Origin of the sequence: Streptomyces sp. NRRL S-244 (assembly GCF_000717915.1) — a bacterium.
In the GTDB taxonomy this organism is placed as follows: domain Bacteria; phylum Actinomycetota; class Actinomycetes; order Streptomycetales; family Streptomycetaceae; genus Streptomyces.
Window position 1 is genome coordinate 120704 of the sequence record NZ_JOCX01000014.1, and the last position, 24405, is coordinate 145108.

The 24405-nt window shown below is 72.0% G+C and carries 23 protein-coding genes and 2 pseudogenes; 8 read left to right on the forward strand and 17 right to left on the reverse strand.

From position 1 onward, the window contains the following. Positions 1-12: 12 nt before the first annotated feature. The 5 genes from IF02_RS36115 to clpS form a co-directional block, all read right to left on the reverse strand. Positions 13-120: a putative leader peptide gene (locus IF02_RS36115; protein WP_324603773.1), complete on the reverse strand. Its 108-nt coding sequence runs from the start codon at positions 118-120 to the stop codon at positions 13-15. A gap of 77 nt (positions 121-197) precedes the next feature. Beyond that, positions 198-620 (reverse strand): Mov34/MPN/PAD-1 family protein, encoded by a 423-nt coding sequence (locus IF02_RS0119455; protein WP_030158640.1) that lies wholly within the window; start codon positions 618-620, stop codon positions 198-200. Positions 621-696: 76 nt separating this feature from the next. After that, positions 697-2157 carry an amino acid permease gene (locus IF02_RS0119460; protein ID WP_030158641.1) on the reverse strand — a complete coding sequence of 487 codons (1461 nt, stop codon included), beginning with the start codon at positions 2155-2157 and terminating at the stop codon, positions 697-699. Positions 2158-2497: 340 nt separating this feature from the next. Then, positions 2498-3118 (reverse strand): DUF2017 domain-containing protein, encoded by a 621-nt coding sequence (locus IF02_RS0119465; RefSeq protein ID WP_030158642.1) that lies wholly within the window; start codon positions 3116-3118, stop codon positions 2498-2500. Further along, entirely contained in the window at positions 3118-3432 is a 315-nt protein-coding gene (gene clpS, locus IF02_RS0119470; RefSeq protein WP_078622182.1) for an ATP-dependent Clp protease adapter ClpS, read from the reverse strand. Before clpS ends, IF02_RS0119465 begins: the two co-directional genes overlap by 1 nt. An 81-nt stretch (positions 3433-3513) precedes the next feature. Between clpS and IF02_RS0119475 the strand changes: the two genes are divergently transcribed. Both IF02_RS0119475 and IF02_RS0119480 read left to right on the forward strand, forming a co-directional pair. After that, positions 3514-4842, forward strand: coding sequence for a nicotinate phosphoribosyltransferase (locus IF02_RS0119475; protein ID WP_030158644.1), 1329 nt, complete (start codon positions 3514-3516; stop codon positions 4840-4842). A 76-nt stretch (positions 4843-4918) separates the two neighbouring features. After that, positions 4919-5512, forward strand: a complete 594-nt coding sequence (locus IF02_RS0119480) for an isochorismatase family protein (protein WP_030158645.1) — start codon at positions 4919-4921, stop codon at positions 5510-5512. A 71-nt stretch (positions 5513-5583) separates the two neighbouring features. Here the strand turns inward: IF02_RS0119480 and IF02_RS0119485 are convergent, their stop codons facing one another. Further along, positions 5584-5886 (reverse strand): hypothetical protein, encoded by a 303-nt coding sequence (locus IF02_RS0119485; protein ID WP_030158646.1) that lies wholly within the window; start codon positions 5884-5886, stop codon positions 5584-5586. 113 nt (positions 5887-5999) lie between these two features. Next, positions 6000-8411, reverse strand: a complete 2412-nt coding sequence (locus IF02_RS0119490; protein ID WP_199809250.1) for an immune inhibitor A domain-containing protein — start codon at positions 8409-8411, stop codon at positions 6000-6002. A 384-nt stretch (positions 8412-8795) separates the two neighbouring features. Here IF02_RS0119490 and IF02_RS32480 point away from each other — a divergent pair, with 384 nt between their 5' ends. Then, positions 8796-9194 (forward strand): hypothetical protein, encoded by a 399-nt coding sequence (locus IF02_RS32480; protein ID WP_037836640.1) that lies wholly within the window; start codon positions 8796-8798, stop codon positions 9192-9194. Between the two features lie 39 nt (positions 9195-9233). Here IF02_RS32480 and IF02_RS0119500 read toward each other — a convergent pair whose 3' ends face one another. Together IF02_RS0119500 and IF02_RS35935 are read right to left on the reverse strand one after the other, a co-directional pair. Further along, positions 9234-9974, reverse strand: a complete 741-nt coding sequence (locus IF02_RS0119500) for an RDD family protein (RefSeq protein ID WP_030158653.1) — start codon at positions 9972-9974, stop codon at positions 9234-9236. Between the two features lie 89 nt (positions 9975-10063). Beyond that, positions 10064-11749 carry an RDD family protein gene (locus tag IF02_RS35935; protein ID WP_030158655.1) on the reverse strand — a complete coding sequence of 562 codons (1686 nt, stop codon included), beginning with the start codon at positions 11747-11749 and terminating at the stop codon, positions 10064-10066. A 276-nt stretch (positions 11750-12025) separates the two neighbouring features. On the opposite strand from IF02_RS35935, the gene IF02_RS0119510 reads away from it, so the two are divergent. Further along, positions 12026-12505: an SsgA family sporulation/cell division regulator gene (locus IF02_RS0119510; RefSeq protein ID WP_030158656.1), complete on the forward strand. Its 480-nt coding sequence runs from the start codon at positions 12026-12028 to the stop codon at positions 12503-12505. A 59-nt stretch (positions 12506-12564) separates the two neighbouring features. On the opposite strand, the gene IF02_RS0119515 is transcribed toward IF02_RS0119510, so the two are convergent. Then, positions 12565-14007 carry an FAD-binding oxidoreductase gene (locus tag IF02_RS0119515; protein ID WP_420708179.1) on the reverse strand — a complete coding sequence of 481 codons (1443 nt, stop codon included), beginning with the start codon at positions 14005-14007 and terminating at the stop codon, positions 12565-12567. A 105-nt stretch (positions 14008-14112) separates the two neighbouring features. Between IF02_RS0119515 and IF02_RS0119520 the strand changes: the two genes are divergently transcribed. Next, complete coding sequence (locus IF02_RS0119520) at positions 14113-15684, forward strand: tetratricopeptide repeat protein (protein WP_234318258.1); 1572 nt, start codon at positions 14113-14115, stop codon at positions 15682-15684. A 74-nt stretch (positions 15685-15758) separates the two neighbouring features. Here IF02_RS0119520 and hppD read toward each other — a convergent pair whose 3' ends face one another. Beyond that, on the reverse strand, positions 15759-16913 hold the full coding sequence (hppD, locus tag IF02_RS0119525) for a 4-hydroxyphenylpyruvate dioxygenase (RefSeq protein WP_030158668.1): 1155 nt from the start codon (positions 16911-16913) through the stop codon (positions 15759-15761). A 130-nt stretch (positions 16914-17043) separates the two neighbouring features. Between hppD and IF02_RS0119530 the strand changes: the two genes are divergently transcribed. The 3 genes and pseudogenes from IF02_RS0119530 to IF02_RS0119545 form a co-directional block, all read left to right on the forward strand. Further along, positions 17044-17514, forward strand: coding sequence for an Lrp/AsnC family transcriptional regulator (locus IF02_RS0119530; RefSeq protein ID WP_030158670.1), 471 nt, complete (start codon positions 17044-17046; stop codon positions 17512-17514). Between the two features lie 95 nt (positions 17515-17609). Further along, positions 17610-18278, forward strand: a complete 669-nt coding sequence (locus tag IF02_RS36230) for a helix-turn-helix domain-containing protein (RefSeq protein ID WP_078622184.1) — start codon at positions 17610-17612, stop codon at positions 18276-18278. Then, positions 18257-19585, forward strand: a pseudogene (locus tag IF02_RS0119545) (MFS transporter); the annotation flags it as partial. The gene IF02_RS36230 and the pseudogene IF02_RS0119545, both read left to right, overlap by 22 nt. On the opposite strand, the gene IF02_RS0119550 reads toward IF02_RS0119545, so the two are convergent. The 6 genes and pseudogenes from IF02_RS0119550 to IF02_RS0119575 all read right to left on the reverse strand — a co-directional run. Then, positions 19515-20312, reverse strand: coding sequence for a S16 family serine protease (locus IF02_RS0119550; RefSeq protein ID WP_030158673.1), 798 nt, complete (start codon positions 20310-20312; stop codon positions 19515-19517). The pseudogene IF02_RS0119545 and the gene IF02_RS0119550 sit on opposite strands and share 71 nt — an antisense overlap. Before the next feature lie 177 nt (positions 20313-20489). Next, on the reverse strand, positions 20490-21131 hold the full coding sequence (locus tag IF02_RS0119555; RefSeq protein WP_030158675.1) for an IclR family transcriptional regulator: 642 nt from the start codon (positions 21129-21131) through the stop codon (positions 20490-20492). 381 nt (positions 21132-21512) lie between these two features. Then, positions 21513-23297, reverse strand: a complete 1785-nt coding sequence (locus IF02_RS0119560; RefSeq protein ID WP_030158677.1) for a DEAD/DEAH box helicase — start codon at positions 23295-23297, stop codon at positions 21513-21515. A 117-nt stretch (positions 23298-23414) separates the two neighbouring features. Then, positions 23415-23786 (reverse strand): type II toxin-antitoxin system death-on-curing family toxin, encoded by a 372-nt coding sequence (locus tag IF02_RS0119565; RefSeq protein ID WP_030158680.1) that lies wholly within the window; start codon positions 23784-23786, stop codon positions 23415-23417. A gap of 83 nt (positions 23787-23869) precedes the next feature. Further along, positions 23870-24070 carry a hypothetical protein gene (locus IF02_RS0119570; RefSeq protein WP_037836661.1) on the reverse strand — a complete coding sequence of 67 codons (201 nt, stop codon included), beginning with the start codon at positions 24068-24070 and terminating at the stop codon, positions 23870-23872. Between the two features lie 84 nt (positions 24071-24154). Further along, positions 24155-24405, reverse strand: a pseudogene (locus IF02_RS0119575) (MFS transporter); the annotation flags it as partial.

Genomic DNA, 24405 nt, shown 5'->3' on the forward strand with positions numbered 1-24405 from the left:
GGGCTGTGGTGCTCAGGCGGCAGGACAGATGCTGCTGGCGAGACGGCACAGGTCGACGTGCAGCCGCGCCACGAGCAGCAGCCTGCCGGGCGTCTCGATGCTCACGTCGTGGGGAACCATGCGGTCATGTTAACGATTCCCGGTCCCCCGTTTGGAGTGTGATCCCGCATCGTGGACGCAAACCGCTCACATCGTGGTCAGTAGCCCTCCACGACCTGCACTTCTTCCTCCGTGATGACGCCTTCGACGATCCGGTACGAGCGGAACTGGAACTCGCCGAGGCCGTCGGTGTCCGCCGTGGAGACCAGGACGTAGTGCGCGCCGGGCTCGTTCGCGTACGTGACGTCCGTACGGGAGGGGTAGGCCTCGGTCGCGGTGTGCGAGTGGTAGACGATCACGGGCTCCTCGTCCCGGTCGTCGAGCTCGCGGTAGAGCTTCAGCAGATCCTTCGAGTCGAACTCGTAGAACGTGGGCGAGCGGGCCGCGTTGAGCATCGGGACGAACCGCTCGGGGCGGTCGGTGCCGGCCGGTCCGGCCACGACGCCGCAGGCCTCGTCGGGGTGGTCCTTGCGGGCGTGCTCGACGATCCGGTCGTACAGCGCCTGGGTGAGGGTCAGCATGGTCGACAGGATAAGCAGACGGGCCCTCCCGTACCGAGGTGTGGTACGGGAGGGCCCGGATGCTGGACAGAGTCGGTCAGGCGACGGGCTCCGAGGCCCTGTCGGCCTTGTTGAACGCGGCTCCGGCCGGGTTGCGCTTCTTGAGCACCAGGTAGGAGACGCCCAGGATCAGGCCCCACAGCGGCGCGCAGTACAGCGAGACGCGGGAGTCCTTGTCGATGCCCATCATCACGATGACCATGCCGATGAACAGCAGGGCGAACCAGCTGGTCCACGGGGCGCCGGGGGCGCGGAAGGCGGACTGCGGCAGCTCGCCGCGGTCGGCCTTGGCGCGGTAGCGGATCTGGCAGACCAGGATCATGATCCAGGCCCACATGCCGGAGATGGTGGCGAAGGAGACGACGTAGTCGAAGGCCTTGCCCGGGGCGACGTAGTTGATCCAGACGCCGACCAGCATCAGCGCGGCGGAGAAGGTGGTGCCCACGAGCGGGGTGCCGCTCTTGGTGAGCTTGGTGAAGAACTTCGGGCCCTGGCCGTTGAGCGCGAGGTCGCGCAGCATGCGGCCGGTGGAGTACATGCCCGAGTTGCAGGAGGAGAGCGCGGCGGTCAGCACGACGAAGTTGACGATCGCGGCGCCGACGCCGAGGCCCATCTTCTCGAAGGCCAGCACGAACGGGCTCTCGCCCGCCTTGAAGTTGGACCACGGGATGACCGACATGATCATGATGAGCGCGCCGACGTAGAAGACGGCGATGCGCCACGGCACGGTGTTGATGGCCTTGGGCAGGGTCTTCTCGGGGTCCTTGGACTCGCCGGCGGTGACGCCGACCAGCTCGACCGCCAGGAAGGCGAACATGACGATCTGGAGCGTCATCAGCGTCTCGCCGATGCCGTTGGGGAAGAAGCCGCGGTCGCTCCAGAGGTTGGAGACGGAGGCGGTGGCGGCGGCGTCGGAGAAGCCGACGGTGAGGATGCCGGCGCAGATCAGGATCATGCCGACGATGGCGGTGACCTTGACCATGGAGAACCAGAACTCCAGCTCACCGAAGAGCTTCACGGAGATCAGGTTGGCGGCGTAGAGGATGACCGTGAAGATCAGCGCGTAGGCCCACTGCGGGAAGCTGTCGTGGGTCCAGTACGACATGTACTTGGCCGCGGCCGTCACCTCGGTGATGCCGGTGACCACCCAGAAGAGCCAGTACGTCCAGCCGGTGGCGTACCCCCAGAAGGGGCCGAGGAACTCCCGGGCGTAGTCCGAGAAGGAGCCCGAGACCGGGCGGTACATCAGCAGCTCGCCGAGGGCGCGCATGATGAAGAAGATGACCAGGCCCGCGATGGCGTAGGCCAGGATCAGGCTGGGTCCGGCCTTCGAGATCGCCTTGCCGGCGCCCAGGAAGAGGCCGGTGCCGATGGCTCCGCCGATCGCGATCATCTGGATCTGGCGGGCTCCGAGTGCGCGGTGGTAACCCTCGCCACCCTCGGCCGCGGCGCCCTCGCCGGGCGTCTTGTCGTGCTGCTCGACCTGCACAGAGGTCATGTCTTGGTGCGCCTTTCTCCACGCCGACCCGCGCCTTCGAAGGCAGCGGATCGGGTCCTCGATCCCCCCGGATACGGATGGAGTTGCACCCGGCGGTCAGCCGGTTCAAGCGGGCCGGGGGACATGGGTGGCGCCCCGTCGGCGGTCGTGAAGATTTATCACGGGCTTACGGGTGTCGGAGGCGCGGAAAAGTGACCTGGAGCACAATAAATTCAGGACATAGGTCCTGAAGCGCGTCAGACCACCGCATCGCGGTGATCTGATCGTTATCCGGATTTGAGCGTCCGCTGAGCGAACGGCGCCCGCTCCGGCGGCTGCCCCGTTGGTTCACTGCGGGGGCTCAGAGCGTTTCGATGAGCGTCTCCTGGAGGCCACCGAGCCACAGGTACGCCATCACCATCGGCTTGCGCGGATCGTCGTCCGGCAGCCGGAAGAGCATCGCGCTCTCGTCGTCCTCGGTGATGTCGAGCCGGGCCGCGATGGTCAGGCGCAGGTCGTTGAGCGCGCCCAGCCAGCGCAGCGGGAGCTCTCCGGTGAGCTCCAGCACCGCGGCCGCCCCCTCGCCGCCGGGCGTGAGCCCGTCCAGGCTCCGTACGACGGCCAGCGCGTCCTCGCGCTTGCGGGCGCGCAGGTCGTTCTCGGTGAACCGGCGGAACTCCGCCGACCGGGTGGCCAGCTCGGCCGGGTCGACGCCCTGGTCCTCGGGGCCGGGGCCGCCGTAGGCGTCGGGGAAGAGCCGGATCAGCGCGGGGTCGGAGGGCCGCTCGGTGGGCCCCTGGTTGCCCTCGGCGAACAGCACGGCCAGCGGGTCGGCGTCCTCTTCGGGCTCGGGCGCGCCCGGTCCGATGAGCTCCAGCAGCTGCACGGCCAGCGAGCGCAGGATGGAGATCTCGATCTCGTCCAGCGCGATGGCGGCGCCGCCGCCCTTCAGGGCTTCGAACATCCCGGTGGAGCGCCCCATCAGAAGCGGTCCTGGGAGAGGGTCGCCCACAGGCCGTAGCCGTGCATGGCCTGCACGTCGCGCTCCATTTCCTCGCGGCTGCCGCTGGACACGACCGCCCTCCCCTTGTGGTGGACGTCGAGCATCAGCTTGTGCGCCTTGTCCTTCGAATAGCCGAAGTACGCCTGGAACACGTACGTCACGTAGCTCATGAGGTTGACCGGGTCGTTGTGCACCAGGGTCACCCAGGGGACGTCGGGTTCAGGGACAGCGAAGGTCTCTTCGGCCGACTCGGTGCGTTCGATCTCAATGGGAGCAACACTCACTTGTCCCATGCTGCCACTGCGACCGGCCGGTCGCACAAACGGGTCCCGAGATCTCGTCACTTTGACGAAATGTGCGCTAGCATCCGAGGCATGAACCCTGCGGACCTGGGCCTGCCGGTGGACGTGCCGTCGACAGCGCTCTTCACGGATCATTACGAGCTCACGATGCTGCAGGCCGCCCTGGCGAACGGCACCGCCGACCGCCGGTCGGTCTTCGAGGTCTTCACCCGGCGGCTGCCCGAGGGGCGCCGCTACGGGGTGGTGGCGGGCACCGGCCGCGTCCTGGACGCGGTGGAGAACTTCCGCTTCGACGCGGCCGTGCTGGAGTTCCTGCGCGAGCGTGCCGTCGTCGACATGCGGACGCTGGACTGGCTGGCCTCGTACCGCTTCTCGGGCGACATCTGGGGCTACCCGGAGGGCGAGGTCTACTTCCCCGGCTCGCCGATCCTGCGCGTCGAGGGCAGCTTCGCCGAGTGCGTGCTGCTGGAGACCGTGATCCTGTCGATCCTGAACCACGACTCGGCGATCGCGGCCGCCGCCTCCCGGATGGCCTCGGCGGCCGGCGGGCGGCCGCTGATCGAGATGGGCGCGCGGCGCACGCACGAGCTGGCCGCGGTGGCCGCCTCGCGGGCCGCGTACGTCGGCGGCTTCACCTCCACCTCGGACCTGGCGGCCGGCTTCCGGTACGGGATCCCGACGGTCGGGACCTCGGCGCACGCCTTCACCCTGGTGCACGACACCGAACGGGACGCCTTCCAGGCCCAGGTGGCCTCGCTGGGCAGCGGGACCACGCTGCTGGTGGACACGTACGACGTGGCGGAAGCCGTACGGACGGCCGTCGAGGTCGCCGGTACGGGGCTGGGCGCGGTCCGGATCGACTCCGGCGACCTGCTGCTCGTCGCGCACCGGGTGCGCCAGCAGCTCGACGAGCTGGGGGCGACGGGGACGCGGATCGTGGTGACCTCGGACCTGGACGAGTACGCGATCGCCTCGCTGGCGGCGGCTCCGGTGGACGCGTACGGGGTCGGCACCCAGCTGGTGACGGGCAGCGGGCACCCCACGTGCTCGATGGTCTACAAGCTGGTGGCGCGGGCCACGTCGGCGGACCCGAAGGCGCCGCTGGTGCCGGTGGCGAAGAAGTCCACGGGCGGGAAGACCTCGATCGGCGGCCGCAAGTGGGCGGCGCGGCGGACGGACGCGGAGGGGGTCGCGGAGGCGGAGGTGGTCGGGACCGGCGCGGTCCCGGCGGCGCTCGCGGACGCCCAGCTCCTGGTCCAGCTGGTGAAGGCGGGCGAGGTGGTCGCCCGCGAGCCCCTGGAGGCGGCCCGCGCCCGCCACCGCGAGGCCTGCGCCGGCCTCCCCCTCTCGGCGACGCAGCTCTCGCGCGGCGAGCCGGTCATCCCGACGGAGTACGCCTAGAGCCCGGTTTCGGGAAGGGGCGGGGTGGGGGATGAGCCCGCGCAGCGGCAAACACGACTACCGAAGGACACGCGACATGCACCGCGCACTGATCGTCGTCGACGTACAGAACGACTTCTGCGAAGGCGGCAGCCTCGCGGTCGCCGGCGGGGCCGATGTCGCCGCCGCGATCACCGAGCTGATCGGCCAGGCCACGGCCGGTTACCGGCACGTCGTCGCCAGCCGCGACTGCCACATCGACCCCGGGTCGCACTTCGCCCGCCCCCCGGCCGAGCCGGACTACGAGACCTCCTGGCCGGTCCACTGCGTCGCCGGGACCGAGGGCGTCGGGTTCCACCCGAACTTCGCCCCCGCCGTCGCCTCCGGAGCCGTGACCGCCGTCTTCGACAAGGGGGCCTATGAGGCCGCGTACAGCGGGTTCGAGGGGGCCAACGAGAACGGCACCCCGCTCACCCAGTGGCTGCGGGACCAGCGCGTGAGCGAGGTGGACGTCGTCGGGATCGCCACCGACCACTGCGTGCGGGCCACGGCCCTCGACGCCATACGCGCCGGCTTCACCACCCGCGTGCTGCTGGACCTGTCGGTCGCCGTGGCCCCCCACACCGCCGCCCGGGCGCTGGAGGAGCTCCGCTCGGCCGGCGTCAAGCTGATCGGCGAGAGCCCCCGCTAGACGAGAGCCCCCGCTGGACGAGAGCCCCCGCTGGAGGGCCGCCGAGGCCCTGCCAGGCCCCGCCGGGCCCTCTAGTGCCCCAGCAGGGCCCGGATCGGGTGCCAGAGCTCCTGCGCCCGGTCCGGGGCGCCGCGCCAGAGCAGGCCGTCCGGGTGGTGCAGGACGGCCGTGACCTCGTCCGGGGTCGGCGGCTGTGCGTTGCCGCGCAGGTACACCGCCCGCATGCCGAGGTTCCGCAGCCTGGTCAGGGCGCGGGCCCGGTTCGCGGCGTGCACCAGGACGCGGACGTTCCCGCCCTCGCCGCAGGGCCGCGGCAGCGTGAGTGCGACCACCACGCTGCCGCCTGGCAATCTGACGAAACCTCCACCGGGCATGATCTTCAGCTCCCCCGTCAATAAGAAAAACTCGCACCCGCATCTAAACGCGATCGGCCGCCGCCCGCTAGGGGGCGACGGCCGATCATGTTTTGACCTGCGGGTTTACCGAATTACTTGGCGGCGGGGCCGACCTCGACCGTCATCTGGAGACCGTCGTACGGCTCCTTCACGATCTTGATCTTGGTGTTGGTGTCAGCGACCTTCACCGAACCGGTCGGGTTCTCGTCGTAGTAGTACTTGCCCTTGTGGTCGTCGAAGACCAGGTTCGCGGGCTTCGGCTTCAGGAACAGCGACTCACCGTTCTTGTGCAGGGTGAACGCGTCCGTCGAGTACGCGCTGAACGTCGCGTCGTACGGCTGGATCTTGTTGCGCAGCAGGGTGCCGTCCGCCCACTTCATCGGCTTGGCGTTGGCGTCGATCGGGAGGATCAGACCCGAGCCCGGGTGCTGGCTGGTGTTGTTGTCCTTCTGGGACTTGTCCCACAGCCAGATCAGCAGGCCGTCCTGGTACGGGTAGTGCTCGACCCAGCCCGGCTTGGAGTTGGCCCAGCCGAAGTTGTACGGGCCCACCTTGAGGGTGGAGTCGTACGAGACGTAGCGCCGGTTCTCCGCGATGTAGTACTGCGGGTACTCCTTGGTGAACCCGGCACCGACGCGGGAGAAGCCCTTGCCGGTCCAGCCGTTGTCGCCGTTCTCGGCGCCGTCGGTGAACAGGGTCTGGCCGTCCGCGGTGATCGCGAGGGCGTCGGCGGTGAAGCCCTTGCCGCCCGCGCCGCCGTCCGTCTGGTAGCGGAAGCGGAGGTCGATCTTCTTGCCGGCGTAGGCGTCGAGCGGGAACTTCAGGTCCTGCCAGCCGCCGGAGACGTCGGTCAGACCGGCGTTGCCCGCGGCGTCGGCCGGGATGGCCTTGCCGCCCGCGGTGCCGTTCAGGACGGTCCAGGTGGCGCCGCCGTCGGTGGACACCTCGGTGTAGAGGTAGTCGTAGTCCTTCTCGATGTCCCACCAGCCCTTGAGGGACAGTGCGGCGGAGGACTTGCCGGTCAGGTCGACCGTGCGGGTGAGGGTGTTCTTGAGGTCGTCACCCATGTTGCTCCACCACTGCGAGGAGCCCTCGGCGGGAGCGACGATGTCGGTCTTGACCTGCTTCTTCGGCAGCTCGACGACCAGCGCCTGCTTGTCCTTGGTGTTGTACTCCGACACACCCAGCTTGTGGGTGGACTTCGTCGCGGCCTTGGCCGTGTCGTAGTTCAGCCAGCCCAGCTGGAGCTTGTCCCAGGCGGTCATGTCGCCCGGCATGTCACCTATGGAGTCCTTGCCCTCGCCGAGCCAGGAGCCGGCCGACATCAGGGACCAGAAACCGACCGAGTTCTCGCCGCCACCGGAGGTGTCGTAGAGGTCCGGCAGACCGAGGTCGTGACCGTACTCGTGCGCGAAGACGCCGAGGCCGCCGTTCTCCGGCTGCATCGTGTAGTCGCCGACCCAGATGCCCGTGCTGCCGATCTGGGTGCCGCCGGCCTTGTTGTTCGCCGGGCCGGTCTTGCCCGCGTCGGTGCCGTAGGCGTACCAGCGGTGCGCCCACAGGGCGTTGGTGCCCTGGACACCGCCGCCGGCCGACTCGTCCTCGCCCGCGTGGACGATCTGGAAGTGGTCGATGTAGCCGTCGGGCTCGTTGAAGTTGCCGTCGCCGTCGAAGTCGTTGCGGTCCCACTGGTCGTACTGGGCCAGCGTGGCCTTGATCTCGGCGTCGGTCTTGCCGGCCTTCTTCTGGCCGTCGACCCAGGCGTTGACACCGTCGCGGACGGTGTCCCACACGTTGGCGCAGTTGGTCTGGCCGCAGTAGTTCGAGCCGTAACGGGCCTCGTTGTTCGGGATCTTGACCCAGTCGGCGACCTGGCCGTCGACCGAGTAGCGACCCGAGGAGGTCTTCTCGTAGTAGGTCTTCAGCGAGTCCTTGCCCTGGCCGGTACCGAAGTACAGGTCCTGGAAGTAGTCGCGGCTGAAGTCCTTGCGCCAGGCCGTGCTGTTGTTGTCCTTGCGGTCCGGCTGCGCGATGGTGTTGTGCAGCGGACCGGGGGTGCCGCCGTACTTCGGGACCGCGGGCTTCGGGCCGTCAGGACCGTCCGGGTCGAACATGGTCGTGTTGTCGACCTGGTCGCCGAACTCGACGAGGATCGTGAAGATCTTGTCGGTCTTCTCGCGGCCGAGCTCGACGTACTTCTTGTCGTCGAGCTTGACGACCTTGGAGGCGCCGCGCTGCTCGACGGTCTTCTTGCCGGACAGCACCTGGTCAAGGGCTGCCTCGCGGGCCTGGGCCTGCTGGTCGCTGAACGGGCCCTTCAGGTTGTGCTGGACCTGCTCCTTGGCGGGAGCGGTCGGGTCCTGGCGGTCCGCGGCGGGCGCGGTCGACGGCGCCTCGGAAGCCTGGGCGGTGACGAGGAAGGCGCCGGAAGCCGCGGTTGCGGCCAGGGTCACACCGACGGCTGCGGCGCGCAGCGCTCGTCTGCGAGCGGAATTGCTGGTCACTTGATGTCGTTCCCCTCCCGCGGCCGCGACACAGGTCGGAACATCTCCGTTGGAGTGGGGGGTTCCGCGCGGCGCGCGTCTCAAGTGACGACATTTGACCGGAGAGTCGAGGGAAAAGACAGACCTTGACTTGTTCCTTACAACTGCACTATGCGGTCAGGCAGTTCCGGTATACGGACGTTCCTCTGCCAGACGGGACGAAGGCCGCGTCCCGGCCCCGCCGTGTGACGGGGGAATGATCCCGTACGCCCCCCGTGCGCCGGGCACCGTGGGTTAGGTCACGCTTACTGGCGGTTCCGCTCGGGAATCCCCCGACGTAGAGTCGCCTGACGCGCGACCCAGTTGAGCAGACTCCCCCTCCCCGCCTTGAGGACGGATACCGCCATGCCGCGTCCGACCGCCGCCCAGTTGTTCTACGGGTCCGCCACCGTCGTCGTGTCGACCATCGCCATGCTCCTGCTCTCGCAGACGAGCACGGGAGGCGGGATCGCCGTCATCACCACCGCCGCACTGGCCCTCGGACTGCTCGTCGCGCTCACCGCGGCCAGCCCCCGCCGGCGCGGCCGGCACGCGGCTCCGGCCGGGACGGCCCGAGCGGCCGCCCGTACCCCCCGCGTTTCCCCCGGTGTTACCGAAATCACTCCCGGGATCGCCCCCGGAATCACCCCCTCCGCCCCCGCCGCCCCCGGGAACGCGCCCGAGCCGGTCCCCGCGGACGCGGCGGCGGCCGCCCGGGTGCCTGAGCCCCGGACGGCCGCCGTCGAACAGCCGGTGCACCACTGAGCCGTATGCGGCCCCGCCGTACCCCGGTGCGCTCCGCCTTTACGCGCTGACCACCACGGTCTTGCCCACCTTGTCGTGAAGGCCTTGCTTGTACGGCTTGTCCACGAGGATCGACACGATCAGCACGATCTCCCACAGGCACGGGCAGCAGATGAGCGCCGGCAGCCAGAGCATGGCGGCGCGGCCGAGCGACGCGCCCGACTGCGGGACGCTGCCGTCGTTGAGCATCGCGACGCGCAGCCCGAGCGCCCGCTTGCCGATGGTCCTGCCGTCCTTCTTGGTGAACCACCAGTCGTAGCCGACGAACAGGACGATCGAGATCAGCGTCATCACCAGGCCGCTGCCGCTGTACGACTTGGTGAAGACCTCGCTGACGTCCTCCCCCTTGCTGGTCTCCACGGTGTACCGGTTCGTGCCGAACGCCAGCTGGATGAGGAACAGCGGCACGAGCACGATGATCACGTCGATGATGCGGGCCCCGAGCCGCTTGCCGAAGTCGGCCAGCGGGGGCATGCCGGCGAGCGGGTCGGGCATGCCGTAGCCGCCGCTCCCGCCGTACGGGTCTCCGGGCGGCGGGGGTGGCGGCGGGGGCGGGTATCCGCCGCCACCGCCCGCACCACCGCCCGTACCGCCGTACGGGCCGCCCGGCGGCGGGGGCGGCGGGCCGCCCGGGGGCCGGTCGTACGGCGAACCGCCCGACGGAGGCGTCGGTTCCTGGGGCTTCTTGAGGAACGGGTCGTCCTCGGGCGGCTGGCCCGGCGGCGGCTGATCGGTACTCATGGCCCGAGTCGAACCCGGCTCCGCGAACCCCGCAACGGGACGGCGTCCGTTCGGGGGAAGGAGTCCGGCACCGGCCCGCGGGCCGGGCGTCAGCGGGCCACGTACGTCTTGGCCGCCCGGTCGTGCCAGCCCCGGCGGCGGGGCCGGTCCCCGAGGCACCAGAGGCTGCCGGGGAGCCCGAGGACCGCGTACACCAGCCAGCGGCGCAGGGCCGCCCCGAACGTGGGCGGGCGGAGCGTGGCGGCGGACAGCACCCGGATCCCGAGGAGCTTCTTGCCGGGCGTGCGGCCCCAGCGGGCGGTGGGGAGCACCTCGTAGAACACCCCGAAGAGCAGTACGGCGCCCAGGACGAGGCCGAGGTATCCGGCGATGGTGGTGTCGAACAGCCACACGGTGGTGGTCCGGCCGCTGCCCATGGCGGCGTCGACCTTGGCCTCCAGGTGGGCGGTGGCCGCGGGGACGAGGGGCCGGGCGACGCCCGCCGCGACCGCGCCGAGCACGAGGGTGTCCAGCGTGCGGGCCACGGCGCGGCGTACGAGCCCGGCGGGCCGGATGGCCCGCTCCGCCATCCGCTCGAACACGGCCCGCTCGGTGACCCGGGGGACGCCCCGGCCGGCCGCCGGCGCCGGACCGGCTTCGAGGCCGGGATCCGCTTCGGCGGGGGCGGCCGCCCGGCGGGGGGCGGGTGCGGAGGCCTGGCCGGCCGGGACGGGCCGCCGGGCCGCCGGGGCCTGCGCGGCCTGCGGCTCCTCCGGCACGAAGGGGTCGGCCTGCGCCTCGGGCTCGGGCCAGGCAGCGGCGTCACGACGGACCGGAGCCCCCGGGCTCCCGGGCGCGGGGCGCGCCGCCGGGTCACGGCGTACCGGGGGCTGCGACCACGCGGCGCGGTCCACCGCGGCCTCCGGCTCGGGCCGGGCGGCCGGGTCGCGGCGGGGCGGGGCCTGCGACCACGGGGCGGGGTCCGAAGGCGCCTCCGGCTCGGGGCGGGTCGCCCGGTCGCGGCGGGGCGGCGCCTCCGGCTCGGGGCGGGCCATCGGGTCCCAGCCGGCCGGGATCTCCGGCTCCGGGCGGGGTGACGGGTCGCGGCGGAGGGGGGTTTGCGGCCATGACGAGGTGAGGCCGGACGGGCCGGCGCTGCCGCCGGGGGCGGCGGGCCACTCGGGCTCGACGGGAGCCGGCGCCGGGGCGGGGGCGGCCGGGGAGCGGGCCGACAGGATGCCCACGCTCTCGGCGGAGCCCCGTACGGCGGCCTGCGCGGGGAACCGCTCCGCGGTACGGGCGAAGGACACCCCGGGCCCGCGCGGGGCCCGTTCGGCCGCCTCCAGCGGCTCCGGGCGCGGCCCGCGGCCCTGCGAGACCCCCGCCGACGCCGAAAGGGCGGGCGCGTGGCCCCCGTCGGGCTCGGGCTCGGGCTGCGCCGGGCTGCCCCAGGACACCCGGTGGTCGCGCGGCCCGCCGAAGCCGGACTGGTGCAGGGGATCGGCCTGCCACGAAGCCGCGGGCGCGGCGGGAGCGGCGGGCTCCGGCAGCGGCTCCGGCCCCGGCTCCGGCTCCGGCTCCGGCAGCGCCTCGGTCACGCCGGTCTCGTCCAGGAACACCGGCCCCGTCTCGTCGGACCGGGCGACGGCAGGGGCGGGGGCGGCGGCAGGGGCGGGGCGGCTCGTACCCGGAACCCAGTTGAGGCCGTTCCAGTACCGGACGAACCCGGGGATGGACGGATCGGGGTAGTAGCCCTCGCGGGCCGCGTGCTCGCCGTCACCAGGGGAGGCCGTCAATGTCCCCAACTCCGATCGTGGCTTGAGGCTTGTGCAAGGGGAGGACCATAGCCAAGAACCGTGCCCCGACAGGTCCGGTAACGGGAGAATCCAAGCCTTTGAGCGAACGCCACGCCCTACGGCTGTTTTCGGACACCCGACAGGATCCGGCCAATCCCCGGTCCGGTGCACGAAGTCGCGTCATACCCGGGCACATCGCTGCTCTCACCGGGTGTGGGGCGCGGACCCGGCCCCACGCCACGAACCGGAGAACCGAAGAACCGAAGTGAGGCCGCCATGCACCACCCCGTCGTCGAGCGCGAGCTGGAACTCAAGCTGGTCCTGTCCCCCGAGCGCAGCGTCGCCGTCCCGGCCCGGCTGGTCTACCTGACGGACGACCCGTTCGCCGTGCACATCACCTTCCACACCGGCTCCAGCACCCCGGTCAACTGGACCTTCGCCCGCGAGCTGCTGGTCGAGGGGGTGTTCCGCCCGTGCGGCCACGGAGACGTCCGGATCTGGCCCACCAAGGTCGACAACAGGGCCGTCCTCTGCATGGCGCTCTCCTCCCCCGACGGCGACGCCCTGCTGGAGGCCCCGGCCGCCGCCGTGTCGGCGTGGCTGGAGCGCACGCTGCGCGTGGTCCCGCCCGGCACCGAGGCGGATCGGCTGGGCCTGGACGCCGCGCTGGCGGAGCTGCTCGCGCCGACCCCGGCCGACGACCTGTGGATGCGGGACCCGTGGCCGTCGGACGAGTCGGCGGACGGGGACCTGTGATCATGCGGATCCGCCACCTCCGCCTCGTCCACCCGGCACCCTCCATACCCGGCGTACGGTCAGAAGAGCTTTCCGGGGTTGAGCAGGCCGAGCGGGTCGAAGGCCTGCTTGACCGCCCGCTGCATCTCCAGCCCCACCGGCCCCAGTTCGCGCGCGAGCCACTCCTTCTTGAGGACCCCGACCCCGTGCTCGCCGGTGATGGTCCCGCCGAGGGCCAGTCCCAGCGCCATGATCTCGTCGAAGGACTCGCGGGCCCGCCGCGTCTCGTCCCCGTCGGCCGGGTCGAAGCAGACCACCGGGTGCGTGTTGCCGTCGCCGGCGTGCGCGCAGACCCCGATGAGCAGGTCGTACGCGCGGGCGATGGCGGCCGTCCCGTCCAGCATCTCGGCGAGCCGCGAGCGCGGTACGCAGACGTCGTCGATCATCGTCGCGGGGCGCAGGGCGTCCAGGGCGGTCAGCGACATCCGGCGCGCCTGGAGCAGAAGTTCGGACTCCGCCTCGTCCTCGGCGGGGACGACGGCGGTGGCCCCGGCGGCCCGGCACAGCTCCCCCACGGCGGCGAGGCCGTCGGGCGCGTCCGGGGTGTCGAACGCGGCCAGCAGCAGGGCCTCGGTGGTCTCGGGCAGGCCCTCCCCCAAGCTCTCGGCTTCGCTCGAGCAGGGGGGACCCCCACGCCCGAGCGCGTTGACGGCGCGGACGGTCGTACGGTCCATCAGTTCCAGCAGCGAGGGCGCGAGCCCGGCCTCCATGACGGCGCAGACGGCCGCGCAGGCGGCCGCGGCCGAGGGGAACTCGGCGGCCAGCGCGAGCTGCCGGGGCGGCGCGGGGCGCAGGGCGAGTACGGCCTGGACGACGACGCCGAGGCTGCCCTCGGAGCCGACGAACAGCCGGGTGAGGTCGTATCCGGCGACGCCCTTGGCGGTGCGCCGGCCCGTACGCAGCAGCCGCCCGTCGGCGAGGACCACGTCGAGGCCGAGCACGTACTCGGCGGTGACCCCGTACTTGACGCAGCACAGGCCGCCGGACGCGGTGCCGATGTTGCCGCCGATCGTGCACTGCTCCCAGCTGGAGGGGTCCGGCGGGTAGAACAGGCCCCGGTCGGCGACGGCCCGTGAGAGCACCGCGTTCACGACGCCGGGTTCGACGACGGCGATGCGGTCGACGGTGTTGATCTCCAGGATCCGGTCCATCTTGACGAGGGAGAGCAGGATGCAGCCGTCGGAGGCGTTGGCCGCGCCCGACAGACCGGTGCGGGCGCCCTGCGGGACGACGGGGATCCGCAGGGCGGTGGCCGTGCGCAGCACGTGCTGCACCTGTTCGACGGTGCGGGGCAGGACCACGGCCGCCGGGGTGCCGGCGGCGCAGAAGGTGGCCATGTCGGTGGTGTAGGAGGCCGTCACCTCGGGGTCGGTGAGGAGGGCCTCGGCCGGGAGCCCCTCCAGGAGGCTCGCGCGCAGACGCGCGGGGAGATCGTGTTCCCCGGCGCCGTCCATGACATCCATGACATCCATGAGCCCAGCGTGGCACCGGGGGCCATCGGTGTGAACACGGCCGCGACGGGCTTCGGACACCTCGGCGAACTCTTCATATTGACGCACAGTGACCCCATGGACCGTGCCACCCGTACCGCGCGTATCTCCCGTATCGCCCGTACCGCTCGTACTGCCCGCGCCGCCCGCGCGGCCCGCATCGAGGAGGAAGCACAGCAGCCCGCGCCCCCCGTGACCTTCACCGGCCGCAAGACGCTCGTGGCGGCCGGGGTCGCGGTGGTGCTGATCGCCGGGGCCCTGGTGATCCGGCCGGCCCGCCAGAGCGACGACGCCCGCCCGCCGGGGCCCACCGAGCGCGCCGCGTCGGCGGTCGGCATGGGTGCGCCGGCGGCCGCGGTGGATCTGACGGCGCTGGTCGCGGACCGGGAGAAGTGGGTCGCGGGGCACGAGAAGGACGACGCGTCCTGGGCCGTGCTCGGGGCGGCCTACCTGGAGCAGGCGCGCCGGACGGCGGAGCCGGCCTGGTACCCGAAGGCCGAGAAGGCGCTGAAGCGGTCGCTGGAGATCCGCCCGGCCGAGAAGGGCAACTTCGACGCGATGACGGCCATGGGCACGCTGGCCAATGCCCGGGCCGACTTCGGGACCGGCAAGAAGTGGGGCGAGCTCGTACGGGCGCAGGCGCCGAGCCGGTGGACGGCGTACCCGGTGCTGGTGGACGCGTACACGGGCCTGGGCGACTACAAGGCCGCCGAGCGGTCGATGGAACGGCTGCTGGACCTGAGGCCGGGGCTCGCCGCGTTCATCCGGGCCTCACAGGTCTACCGGGACCGCGGCTGGCGCGAGGACGCGACGATGGCGATGGAGCACGCGGGGGGCGCGGCGAAGGCGCCGGCGGAGAAGGCGTACGTCCTGTTCCGGCTCGGGGAGCTGTCGTGGGAGCGGGGCGACGCGGCGGAGGCGCTGCGCCAGTACGAGGGCGCGCTGCGCGCGGACCCGGCGCAGGCGCAGGCGCTGGGCGGCCGGGCCAGGGCGCTGGCCGGGCTGGGCCGGGGCGGGGAGGCGGTCCGGGACTACCGGATGGCGCTGGGCCGGGCGCAGGTGCCGAGGCTGGCGCTGGAGCTGGGCGAGCTGCTGGACGCTCTGGGGCGCCGGGACGAGGCGAAGGCGCCGTACGACATGCTGCGTACGGCCGCTGCGCGGGGCGCGGCGGACGGGGTGAACGAGTCGGTGGTCCTGGGCCTGTTCGAGGCGGACCACGGGGATCCGGCGGCGGCCGTGCGGCGGCTGACGCAGGAGTGGTCGCGGCACAAGAACATGGAGGTGGCGGACGCGCTGGCGTGGGCGCTGCACAAGACGGGTGACGACACGGCGGCGCTGGAGTACGCGAAGAAGTCGACGGACCGGGGGATGCGCAGTGCGGAGTTCGCGTTCCACCGGGCGATGATCGAGCGGGGCCTGGGCGATGAGGCCGGGGCCCGGCGGTACTTGCAGGAGGCGCTGCGGACCAACCCGCGGTTCTCGCCGGTCCGGGTCCAGCAGGCGAAGGCGGCCCTCGCCACGATCGGCCAGCCGCCGCCGGGCGGCCCGGAGAACATGCAGCCGGCCAAGCCGTGGGTGGCCCCGGACCTCCCGAAGGCGGCCAAGCCGAAGCCCTCACCGTCACCCAAGCCGGGCCCCGCCGGCGCCTGAGGCGCTGGGGGTCCCCCCCAGCGCAGCGAGGGGGAGGCCCGGGGGGGCAGAGCCCCCGGACCCCCGACCGCGGCCTACAGGTTGCCCCGCTTCTCCTGCTCCCGCTCGATCGCCTCGAACAGCGCCTTGAAGTTGCCCTTGCCGAAGCCCATGGACCCGTGCCGCTCGATGATCTCGAAGAACACCGTCGGACGGTCCTGCACCGGCTTGGTGAAGATCTGCAGCAGGTAGCCGTCCTCGTCGCGGTCGACGAGGATCTTCAGCTCGCGCAGGGTCTCCACCGGCACGCGGGTCTCGCCCGCCCACTCGCCGAGGGTGTCGTAGTACGAGTCCGGGGTGTCGAGGAAGGCCACGCCCGCCGCCCGCATCGACCGTACGGTCGCCACGATGTCGTTCGAGGCGAGCGCGATGTGCTGGACGCCTGCGCCGCCGTAGAACTCCAGGTACTCGTCGATCTGCGACTTCTTCTTCGCGATCGCCGGCTCGTTGATCGGGAACTTCACCTTCAGGGTGCCGTCCGCGACCACCTTCGACATCAGCGCCGAGTACTCGGTCGCGATGTCGTCGCCCACGAACTCCTTCATGTTCGTGAAGCCCATGACCTTGTTGTAGAACCCGACCCACTCGTTCATCCGGCCGAGCTCGACGTTGCCCACGCAGTGGTCGATGGCCTGGAAGGTCCGCTTGGCCGGGCCCTCGACCAGCGGGGCGACGGAGACGTAGCCCGGCAGGTAGGGGCCGGTGTAGTCCTTGCGCTCGACCAGCGTGTGGCGGGTCTGGCCGTACGTGGCGATGGCGGCGAGCACGACCGTGCCGTGCTCGTCCTTCACCTCGTAGGGCTCGTCCAGGCCGCGCGCGCCGTGCTCGACGGCGAACTCGTACGCGGCCCGCGCGTCCGGGACCTCGATCGCGAGGTCGACCACGCCGTCGCCGTGGTCGGCGACGTGCTCGGCGAGGAAGCGGCCGTGGTCCGTCGTCGCCTTGATGACCGAGGTCAGGACGAAGCGCGCGGCGCCGTTGGTCAGGACGTAGCTGGCCGTCTCGCGGACGCCGTTCTCCGGTCCGGAGTAGGCGACGAGCTTCATGCCGAACGCGGTGGAGTAGTAGTGCGCGGCCTGCTTGGCGTTGCCCACGGCGAAGACGACCGCGTCCATCCCCTTCACCGGGAAGGGGTCTGCCTCACGCGCGGTGTGCGGGATGGTCTCGAGGTTCACCAAAGACTCAGTCATGAGCGCAGAGTCCCGCCGATCCACAAGCTGCGCAATAGTTTCCTGTTTGGCTGTACAGACTGCTCAGTAGAGGCGGAGGATTGCTGAGAGATCTGTGCAGTATGACCACCCCCGCGCCCGGGAGGCACCCATGGGGATCGACGAACTCGACGGCCGCCTGATCGTCCTGCTCGCACGCGAGCCCCGGATCGGGGTCCTGGAGGCCTCGCGCCGGCTCGGCGTGGCCCGCGGCACCGTGCAGGCCCGGCTCGACCGGCTCCAGTCGAACGGGGTCATCCGCGGCTTCGGCCCCCAGGTGGACCCGGCGGCCCTCGGGTACCCGGTGACCGCGTTCGCGACGCTGGAGATCAAGCAGGGGCAGGGGGTCGACGTACGGGCACACTTGAACGGCGTGCCGGAGGTACTGGAGCTGCACACCACGACCGGGCAGGGGGACATGCTGTGCCGGCTCGTGGCCCGCTCCAACGCCGATCTGCAGCGGGTCATCGACCGGGTGGTCGGGTTCGAGGGGATCGTGCGCGCCTCGACGGCGATCGTCATGGAAAACCCGGTGCCGCTGCGGGTGATCCCCCTGGTGGAGCAGGCGGCGCAGGAGGGCTGAACCGGTCGGGTCGGCTCCCACGCCCGGGTTTCGAAGAGCGGCGCGTTGCAGATAAACCTTTTGCAGAGAAGTCTTTGCAACCCTACGGTCGCCCCATGCCCGAAGAGCGGAACCCCGAAGAGCCCAGAGTCCGTACGCTCGACGCCCGCTCCCTGCGCGGCCTCGCCCACCCGCTGCGCATCCGCATGCTGGCCGCGCTGCGCCACGAGGGTCCGGCCACGGCTTCCCAACTGGCGGAGCGGCTCGGCGAGTCCAGCGGCTCCACCAGCTACCACCTGCGCCAGCTCGCCGCGCACGGCTTCGTCGAGGACGCGCCGGAGCAGGGGAAGGGCCGCGAGCGCTGGTGGCGGGCGGCCCACGACGGCACCCGGTTCGACGAGCGGCTCCTGTACGCCGAGGACCCGGCCACGCGCGGCGCGGCGGACCTCTTCCTGCACGAGATCGCAACGATCCACACGCAGGAGACGAGCACCTGGCTCGGGACGGCCCACGGCTGGTCCCAGGAGTGGCGGCGCGGCTCGGACATCAGCGATTTCACGCTGCGCCTGACCGCCGCGCAGAGCCTCGAACTCATCCACAGGCTCCACGAGTTGATCGGCAGCTACCGCGACCTGCCGCCGGCGGAGGGCACGGAGACGGTCCGCTTCCACGTGCACGCGTTCCCGCGCGCCGACAGCGCGGACAGCGCGGACAGCGCCGACAGCGCGAACAGCGCCGACAACGCGAACAGCGCCGACAACGCCGACAACGCCGACGCCGCATGAGCCGGCGGCCCTTCGCAGCGGTCCTGGCCGCCAACGCCATCTCCATAGCGGGGAGTTCCGTCACCCTGATCGCCGTCCCGTGGTTCGTGCTCCAGACCACGGGCAGCGCCGGCCGGGCCGGGGTCGTCGCCTTCTGCGCCACCCTGCCCGTCGTCATCGCCGCGCTCGTCGGCGGCCCCGTCATCGACCGGCTGGGCCGCCGCCGGGTCTCGGCCGCCTCCGACCTCGTCTGCGCCGCATCGGTCGGCGCGATCCCGCTGCTGCACTACGCGGGCGTGCTGGAGTTCTGGATGCTGTGCGCGCTGATGGCCGTCGGGGGCCTCGTCCACACGCCGGGCCTGACCTCCCGCGGCGTCCTGCTGCCGAACCTCGCCGAGCACGCCGGCACCCCGTTGACCCGGGCGGCGAGCCTGTACGACGCGGTCTCGCGCGGAGCCCGGATGATCGGGGCCGCGCTGGCCGGCGTACTGATCGCGGCCTTCGGCGCCGAGTCCGCCCTGCTGCTGGACGCGGCCACTTTCGCGGTCTCGGCGCTGCTGGTCGCCGCCTTCCTGCGCGGGGTCCCGGCCGCCGAGCCGCAGCCGGCCGCCGGGAAGATCTCCTTCGCCGGCTACCGGGCCGAACTGGCCGAGGGCTGGGCCTTCCTGACCCGCGCCCGGCTGCTGATGGGCATCACCGTGATGGTGATGATGACCAACGGCCTGGACCAGGGCTGGTCCGCCGTCCTGCTGCCCGTGCACGGCCGCGAGGCCCTCGGCGGCGCCACGGCGGTCGGCCTGCTCGTCTCCGTCTTCGGCGGCTTCGCGCTGCTGGGCGCCCTGCTCTACGGAGTGTGGGGGGAGCGGTTCCCGCGCAGGGCGGTGTTCACGGTGGCCTTCCTGCTGTGCGGGGCTCCCCGGTACGCGGCCGCCGCCTTCACCGACACCCCGCTGCCGCTCGCGGTGACGATGGCGCTGTCCGGGCTGGGCGCGGGCATGCTCAACCCGATCCTGACCACCGTGGTCTACGAGCGGATCCCGGAGGAGCTGCGCAGCCGCGTCTCGGGCGTGACCACGGCGGGCTGCGAGCTGACCATGCCGCTGGGCGGGCTCGCGGCGGGCCTGCTGGTCGACGGGTTCGGGGCGACGCCGGCGCTGCTGCTGTTCGGCGGCACCTACCTGCTGGTCACGCTCTCGCCGCTGGTCTTCCCCGCCTGGCGGACGATGGAGCGCGTGGCGGAGAGCGGATCCACCGAGGTCAGCAGGACGGAACCGGCTCTCCCCGGGTCAGCGCACGCAGCGCCTGCACCGCGTCCGTCAGCGAACTGACGGGGACCAGCCGGAGCCCCTCGGGGAGTTCGGACTGCGCGTCGGAGCACTCCGCCTCCGGTACGAGGAACACGCTCGCCCCGTCGCGCTGCGCGGCCTGCGTCTTCAGGGCCACGCCGCCGACGGCGCCGACCTTGCCGTCCGCGCTGATGGTGCCCGTACCGGCGATGGTGCGGCCGCCGGTGAGATCGCCGCCGCTGCCGTCGCCGTCGAGCTTGTCGACGATGCCGAGGGAGAAGAGCAGACCGGCGCTCGGGCCGCCCACGTCGGCGAGGTTCAGCTGGACCTTCACGTCCTTCGGGTCCTTGTGGAGGTAGCCGAGGGCGGCCTGGGTGGCCGTGGACTGCGAGGCGGCCATTTGCTCCAGGTTGTGCGCCTCGATCTCCTTGTCGCTTCCGCCGGAGGGGTAGACCGCCTCCTTGGGCATGACCGCACGGGTGCTGTCGAACCAGTCGTCGACGAGCTCGGGCAGGGTCACGGTGGTGGAGGGACCGGTGGCCTGGATGGTGGTCATCCGGAGCTGGCCGGTGGTCTGCCGGGTCGGGGCGCCCGTCACGGAGATCACGGGCTTGCCGTCGCGGTCGCCGAGCACGTCGGCCGTGAGGCCCGGCTGGGCGATCACGAAGGGCAGCGGCGCGAAGGCCGCCGCGGCGAACAGCCCGAGCACGGGCACGGCGCAGATGGCCAGGGCGGCGGGACGCGGCAGACGTGTGAGGCGAGAGAGCACCCGGCCAATGTATCGGGCGCCCCCGCCGCCCCCGCGCCCCACCGTGCGGGACGCGGCGGGGACGCCGGTGCGACGCGGCGGGACGGCCTTCCTCGCGGCCTTCCCGCGGCCCCTTCGGGGCCCCTCGCAGCCTTGCCTTCCTCCCGCAGAGGTCCCCGGTGCCGGCGGCCGTACGGCTCAGCGCAGGGCGTCGGCCACCTCGCGGGCCGCGTCCACGACGCGCGGGCCGACCCGCTCCGGTACGGCGTCGGCCAGCATCACGACTCCCACGCTGCCCTCCAGCCCCGTGATGCCCACGAGCGGGGCTGCCGCGCCGCTGGCGCCCGCTTCGAGCTCTCCGTGGGTCAGCGTGTACCCGGGCTCGGTGAGCGTGCCCTGACGGGCGGCCAGAATGGCCCGCCCGGCGGCCCCCCGGTCCAGCGGGTGGCGGAAGCCGGCCCGGTAGGCCACGTGGTAGTCCGTCCAGGTGGGCTCGACGACGGCCACGGCGAGGGCCTCGGTGCCGTCGACGAGGGTCAGGTGCGCGGTGGCGCCTATGTCCTCGGCGAGGGACCGCAGCGCGGGCAGGGCCGCCTCGCGTACGAGCGGATGCACTTGCCGCCCGAGCCGCAGCACGCCCAGCCCGACGCGGGCCCGGCCGCCGAGGTCGCGGCGGACCAGGGCGTGCTGCTCGAGGGTGGCCAGCAGGCGGTAGACCACGGTGCGGTTCACACCGAGGCGGTTGGAGAGCTCGGTGACGGTCAGACCGTGGTCGGTGTCGGCGAGCAGTTTGAGGACCCTGAGTCCTCGGTCCAGAGTCTGGGAGGTTTCCGCGGTCACGACGCCTCTCCCTCTCTCGGTGAGCGGCGGTGACTCTCGGGGTGGATGCGGCGCCGGTCCCACGGCGACGCACGAGAGGCCGCCGGTAGCGGCCATGGCACCGGCTGCGCTCCCGCGGCGGCTCTGCCACGGGGCGTTCGATGCGGGGACATTAGCGAGCGGGTCCGCTCAGCGGAAGGGCTCGTCCAGAATCCGGGCGCCAACTACCCCTTTGTGCCGGTTAACGATCGCCGCCGGAGTCGTTTCGTTACCTCGGCCGACCGGCGGGGCCTGTGCGATCGGCCGACACGGATCTCGGGTTCCGCGCCCCGGGCGCGGCCGTACCGCCCCCGGGCCCGGACACGGAACGTGACGGCGCCCCCGTGCGAAACTCCAACGGGATCACCGCATCCGGGTGGCCCATTCCTGGACCTTTTTGATCCGTTCCCGCAGCTGACCCGCCGTCGCCTCCGCGCTCGGCGGCCCGCCGCACACGCGCCGCAGCTCGGTGTGGATCACCCCGTGCGGCTTGCCGCTCTGGTGGACGTACGCGCCCACCATCGTGTTCAGCGACTTCCGCAGCTCCAGCAGCTCCTTGTGCGAGACCACGGGACGCCGGTCGGCCGGCAGCTCCAGCAGGTCCGCCTCCGCGTCCGGCTTGCGGCGGCTGTGCGCGATCTGCCGCGACTGCCGCTTCTGGAGCAGCATCTGCACCTGGTCCGGCTCCAGCAGCCCCGGGATGCCGAGGTAGTCCTGCTCCTCCTCGCTGCCCGGGTGCGCCTGCATGCCGAACTCGGCGCCGTCGTAGAGCACCCGGTCGAAGACGGCGTCGGACTCCAGCGCCTCGAAGGACATCTGCTCGTCCTCGCCGGTGTCCTCGTCCTCCTGCCGGTTCGCCTCGTCCATCTCCTTCTCGGACTCGGCGTACGGGTCCTCCTCGCCCTTCTTCTTGGGCTTGTCGAGGACGTGGTCGCGTTCGACCTCCATCTCGTTGGCGAAGCCCAGAAGATAAGGAATGGTCGGGAGGAAGACGGAGGCGGTCTCGCCGCGCCTGCGCGAACGCACGAAGCGGCCGACGGCCTGCGCGAAGAACAGCGGCGTCGAGATCGTCGTGGCGTACACGCCGACCGCGAGGCGCGGTACGTCGACGCCCTCGGACACCATGCGGACGGCGACCATCCAGCGGTCGTCGTTGCCGCTGAACGTGTCGATGTTCTTCGAGGCGCCGGTGTCGTCGGAGAGCACCAGGGTCGCCTTGGTGCCGGTGATCTCGCGGATCAGCTTGGCGTACGCGCGCGCGGAGTCCTGGTCGGAGGCGATGACGAGCCCGCCCGCGTCCGGGATGCCCTTGCGGACCTCGGTCAGCCGCTGGTCGGCGGCGCGCAGCACGTTCGGCATCCAGTCGCCGCGCGGGTCCAGCGCCGTGCGCCAGGCCTGGGAGATGGCGTCCTTGGTCATCGGCTCGCCGAGGCGGGCGGCGATCTCGTCGCCGGCCTTGGTGCGCCAGCGCATGTTGCCGCTGTAGGACAGGAAGATCACGGGGCGCACGACGCCGTCGCCCAGCGCGTTCCCGTACCCGTAGGTGTAGTCGGCGGAAGAGCGCCGGATCCCGTCGTTGCCTTCCTCGTACGTGACGAAGGGGATGGGGTTGGTGTCGGACCGGAAGGGCGTACCGGTCAGCGCGAGTCGGCGGGTCGCCGGGTCGAACGCCTCCAGGCAGGCCTCGCCCCAGGACTTCGAGTCACCGGCGTGGTGGATCTCGTCGAGGATGACGAGGGTCTTGCGCTGCTCGCAGCGGTTGCGGTGCAGCATCGGGCGTACGCCGACGCCCGCGTACGTCACGGCGACCCCGTGGTAGTCCTTGCTCAGCGGCCCGGCGGAGTACTCCGGGTCCAGCCGGATGCCTATCCGGGCGGCGGCCTCGGCCCACTGCTTCTTCAGGTGCTCGGTCGGCGCGACGACGGTCACCTGCTGCACGACGTGGTGGTGCAGCAGCCAGGACGCGAGCGTCAGCGCGAAGGTCGTCTTGCCTGCGCCGGGCGTCGCGACCGCGAGGAAGTCGCGGGGCTGGGTCTGGATGTACCGGTCCAGCGCACCCTGCTGCCAGGCGCGCAGCTTGCTGGCGGTACCCCAGGGGGCACGGCCGGGGAAGGCGGGTGAGAGGTGGTGGGAGGCGGTAGTAGTCACGGTCTCCGGTTCGGGCTCTCGGCGGCGGTCGTACGTAGGACAACCGGGCCACCCTACCGGGGCCGGCCGACCCCTCGGGAAGGGACAGGCCCGTGACCTCGGCGGGTGCGGCGAGCGTCACATCCGGCGCAACCGCTCGGCGATGCGGGCGACATCGGCCTCGTCGCCGGCGGCGACATCGATGACCAGGCCGTACGCGGCGTCCTGGTCGACGTCGGCGAGGTCGATGCCGTTCACGGCCAGGAAGGTCGCTGCGGCGAGCCAGGCCGTCCGCTTGTTCCCGTCGACGAGGGGGTGGTTGATCGCGATCCCGTGCAGCAGCGCGGCGGCCTGCTCGTACGGGTCCTCGTACGCGGGCGTACCGAACATCCGCGCCCGCGGCCGGTGCACGGCGGATTCCAGCAACCCGGGGGCCCGCAGCTCGACGCTCTGGTCGAGGCAGGCGAGCCCGGCCAGGTCGACCACCTCGGCGAGGGTCAGGTACCGCACCCCCGTGCCGGCGCTCCCGCTGCCGTCGCGGCTCCCGCTTCCGCTGGTGCCGCCGCTGGTGCTGCCGCTGCCGCGGGTGCCGCTCACTGGCCGAGCCGCTTCAGGAGCGCGTCGTGCCGCTGGGCCAACCGCGCGGCCTCGCCGCCGACCCGCGCCCGCTCCGCCCGCAGGTACTGGCGCACGGCGTCGTACGCCACGTCCTCGGGGGTACGCCCACTGGCGTCGGCAAGATCGGCGAGCTCGGCCCGGTCGCCACGGTCAAGCCGAATGATCAAGTTCTCCACCCCCGCAGCGTACGCACCCGCTCCCCCGCCCCTCACCACCTTTTCGAGCCCGGCCGGGCCGCGGCCCGGACCGGGCTCGCCCGCTCACGCCGGCGCAGCCCCCTGCTCCGGCCGCTCCCCGTACAGCCGGGTCGCGACCCACGCCCCCACCAGCGCCACGCAGGCCATCGGCAGGAAGACCACGACGAACGCGGCGGGGTGCGAGGCGGCGTGCGAGGAGGCCGCCCCCTCGGCGGCAGCGGCGTGCGCGGCCGCCCCCACCGCTCCCCCGCCCAGCGCGGCGACCGCCCCCCCGCCCGCCCCCAGCAGCACCACATTGGCCAGCGCGTCCGAGA

Excerpts from the sequence above, each read along its gene's own strand:
- IF02_RS36115 (WP_324603773.1), bottom strand. The coding sequence starts at position 120 with ATGGTTCCCCACGACGTGAGCATCGAGACGCCCGGCAGGCTGCTGCTC.
- IF02_RS0119455 (WP_030158640.1), bottom strand. The coding sequence starts at position 620 with ATGCTGACCCTCACCCAGGCGCTGTACGACCGGATCGTCGAGCACGCC.
- IF02_RS0119460 (WP_030158641.1), bottom strand. The coding sequence starts at position 2,157 with ATGACCTCTGTGCAGGTCGAGCAGCACGACAAGACGCCCGGCGAGGGC.
- IF02_RS0119465 (WP_030158642.1), bottom strand. The coding sequence starts at position 3,118 with ATGGGGCGCTCCACCGGGATGTTCGAAGCCCTGAAGGGCGGCGGCGCC.
- clpS (WP_078622182.1), bottom strand. The coding sequence starts at position 3,432 with ATGGGACAAGTGAGTGTTGCTCCCATTGAGATCGAACGCACCGAGTCG.
- IF02_RS0119475 (WP_030158644.1), top strand. The coding sequence starts at position 3,514 with ATGAACCCTGCGGACCTGGGCCTGCCGGTGGACGTGCCGTCGACAGCG.
- IF02_RS0119480 (WP_030158645.1), top strand. The coding sequence starts at position 4,919 with ATGCACCGCGCACTGATCGTCGTCGACGTACAGAACGACTTCTGCGAA.
- IF02_RS0119485 (WP_030158646.1), bottom strand. The coding sequence starts at position 5,886 with ATGCCCGGTGGAGGTTTCGTCAGATTGCCAGGCGGCAGCGTGGTGGTC.
- IF02_RS32480 (WP_037836640.1), top strand. The coding sequence starts at position 8,796 with ATGCCGCGTCCGACCGCCGCCCAGTTGTTCTACGGGTCCGCCACCGTC.
- IF02_RS0119500 (WP_030158653.1), bottom strand. The coding sequence starts at position 9,974 with ATGAGTACCGATCAGCCGCCGCCGGGCCAGCCGCCCGAGGACGACCCG.
- IF02_RS0119510 (WP_030158656.1), top strand. The coding sequence starts at position 12,026 with ATGCACCACCCCGTCGTCGAGCGCGAGCTGGAACTCAAGCTGGTCCTG.
- IF02_RS0119515 (WP_420708179.1), bottom strand. The coding sequence starts at position 14,007 with ATGGATGTCATGGACGGCGCCGGGGAACACGATCTCCCCGCGCGTCTG.
- IF02_RS0119520 (WP_234318258.1), top strand. The coding sequence starts at position 14,113 with ATGGACCGTGCCACCCGTACCGCGCGTATCTCCCGTATCGCCCGTACC.
- hppD (WP_030158668.1), bottom strand. The coding sequence starts at position 16,913 with ATGACTGAGTCTTTGGTGAACCTCGAGACCATCCCGCACACCGCGCGT.
- IF02_RS0119530 (WP_030158670.1), top strand. The coding sequence starts at position 17,044 with ATGGGGATCGACGAACTCGACGGCCGCCTGATCGTCCTGCTCGCACGC.
- IF02_RS36230 (WP_078622184.1), top strand. The coding sequence starts at position 17,610 with ATGCCCGAAGAGCGGAACCCCGAAGAGCCCAGAGTCCGTACGCTCGAC.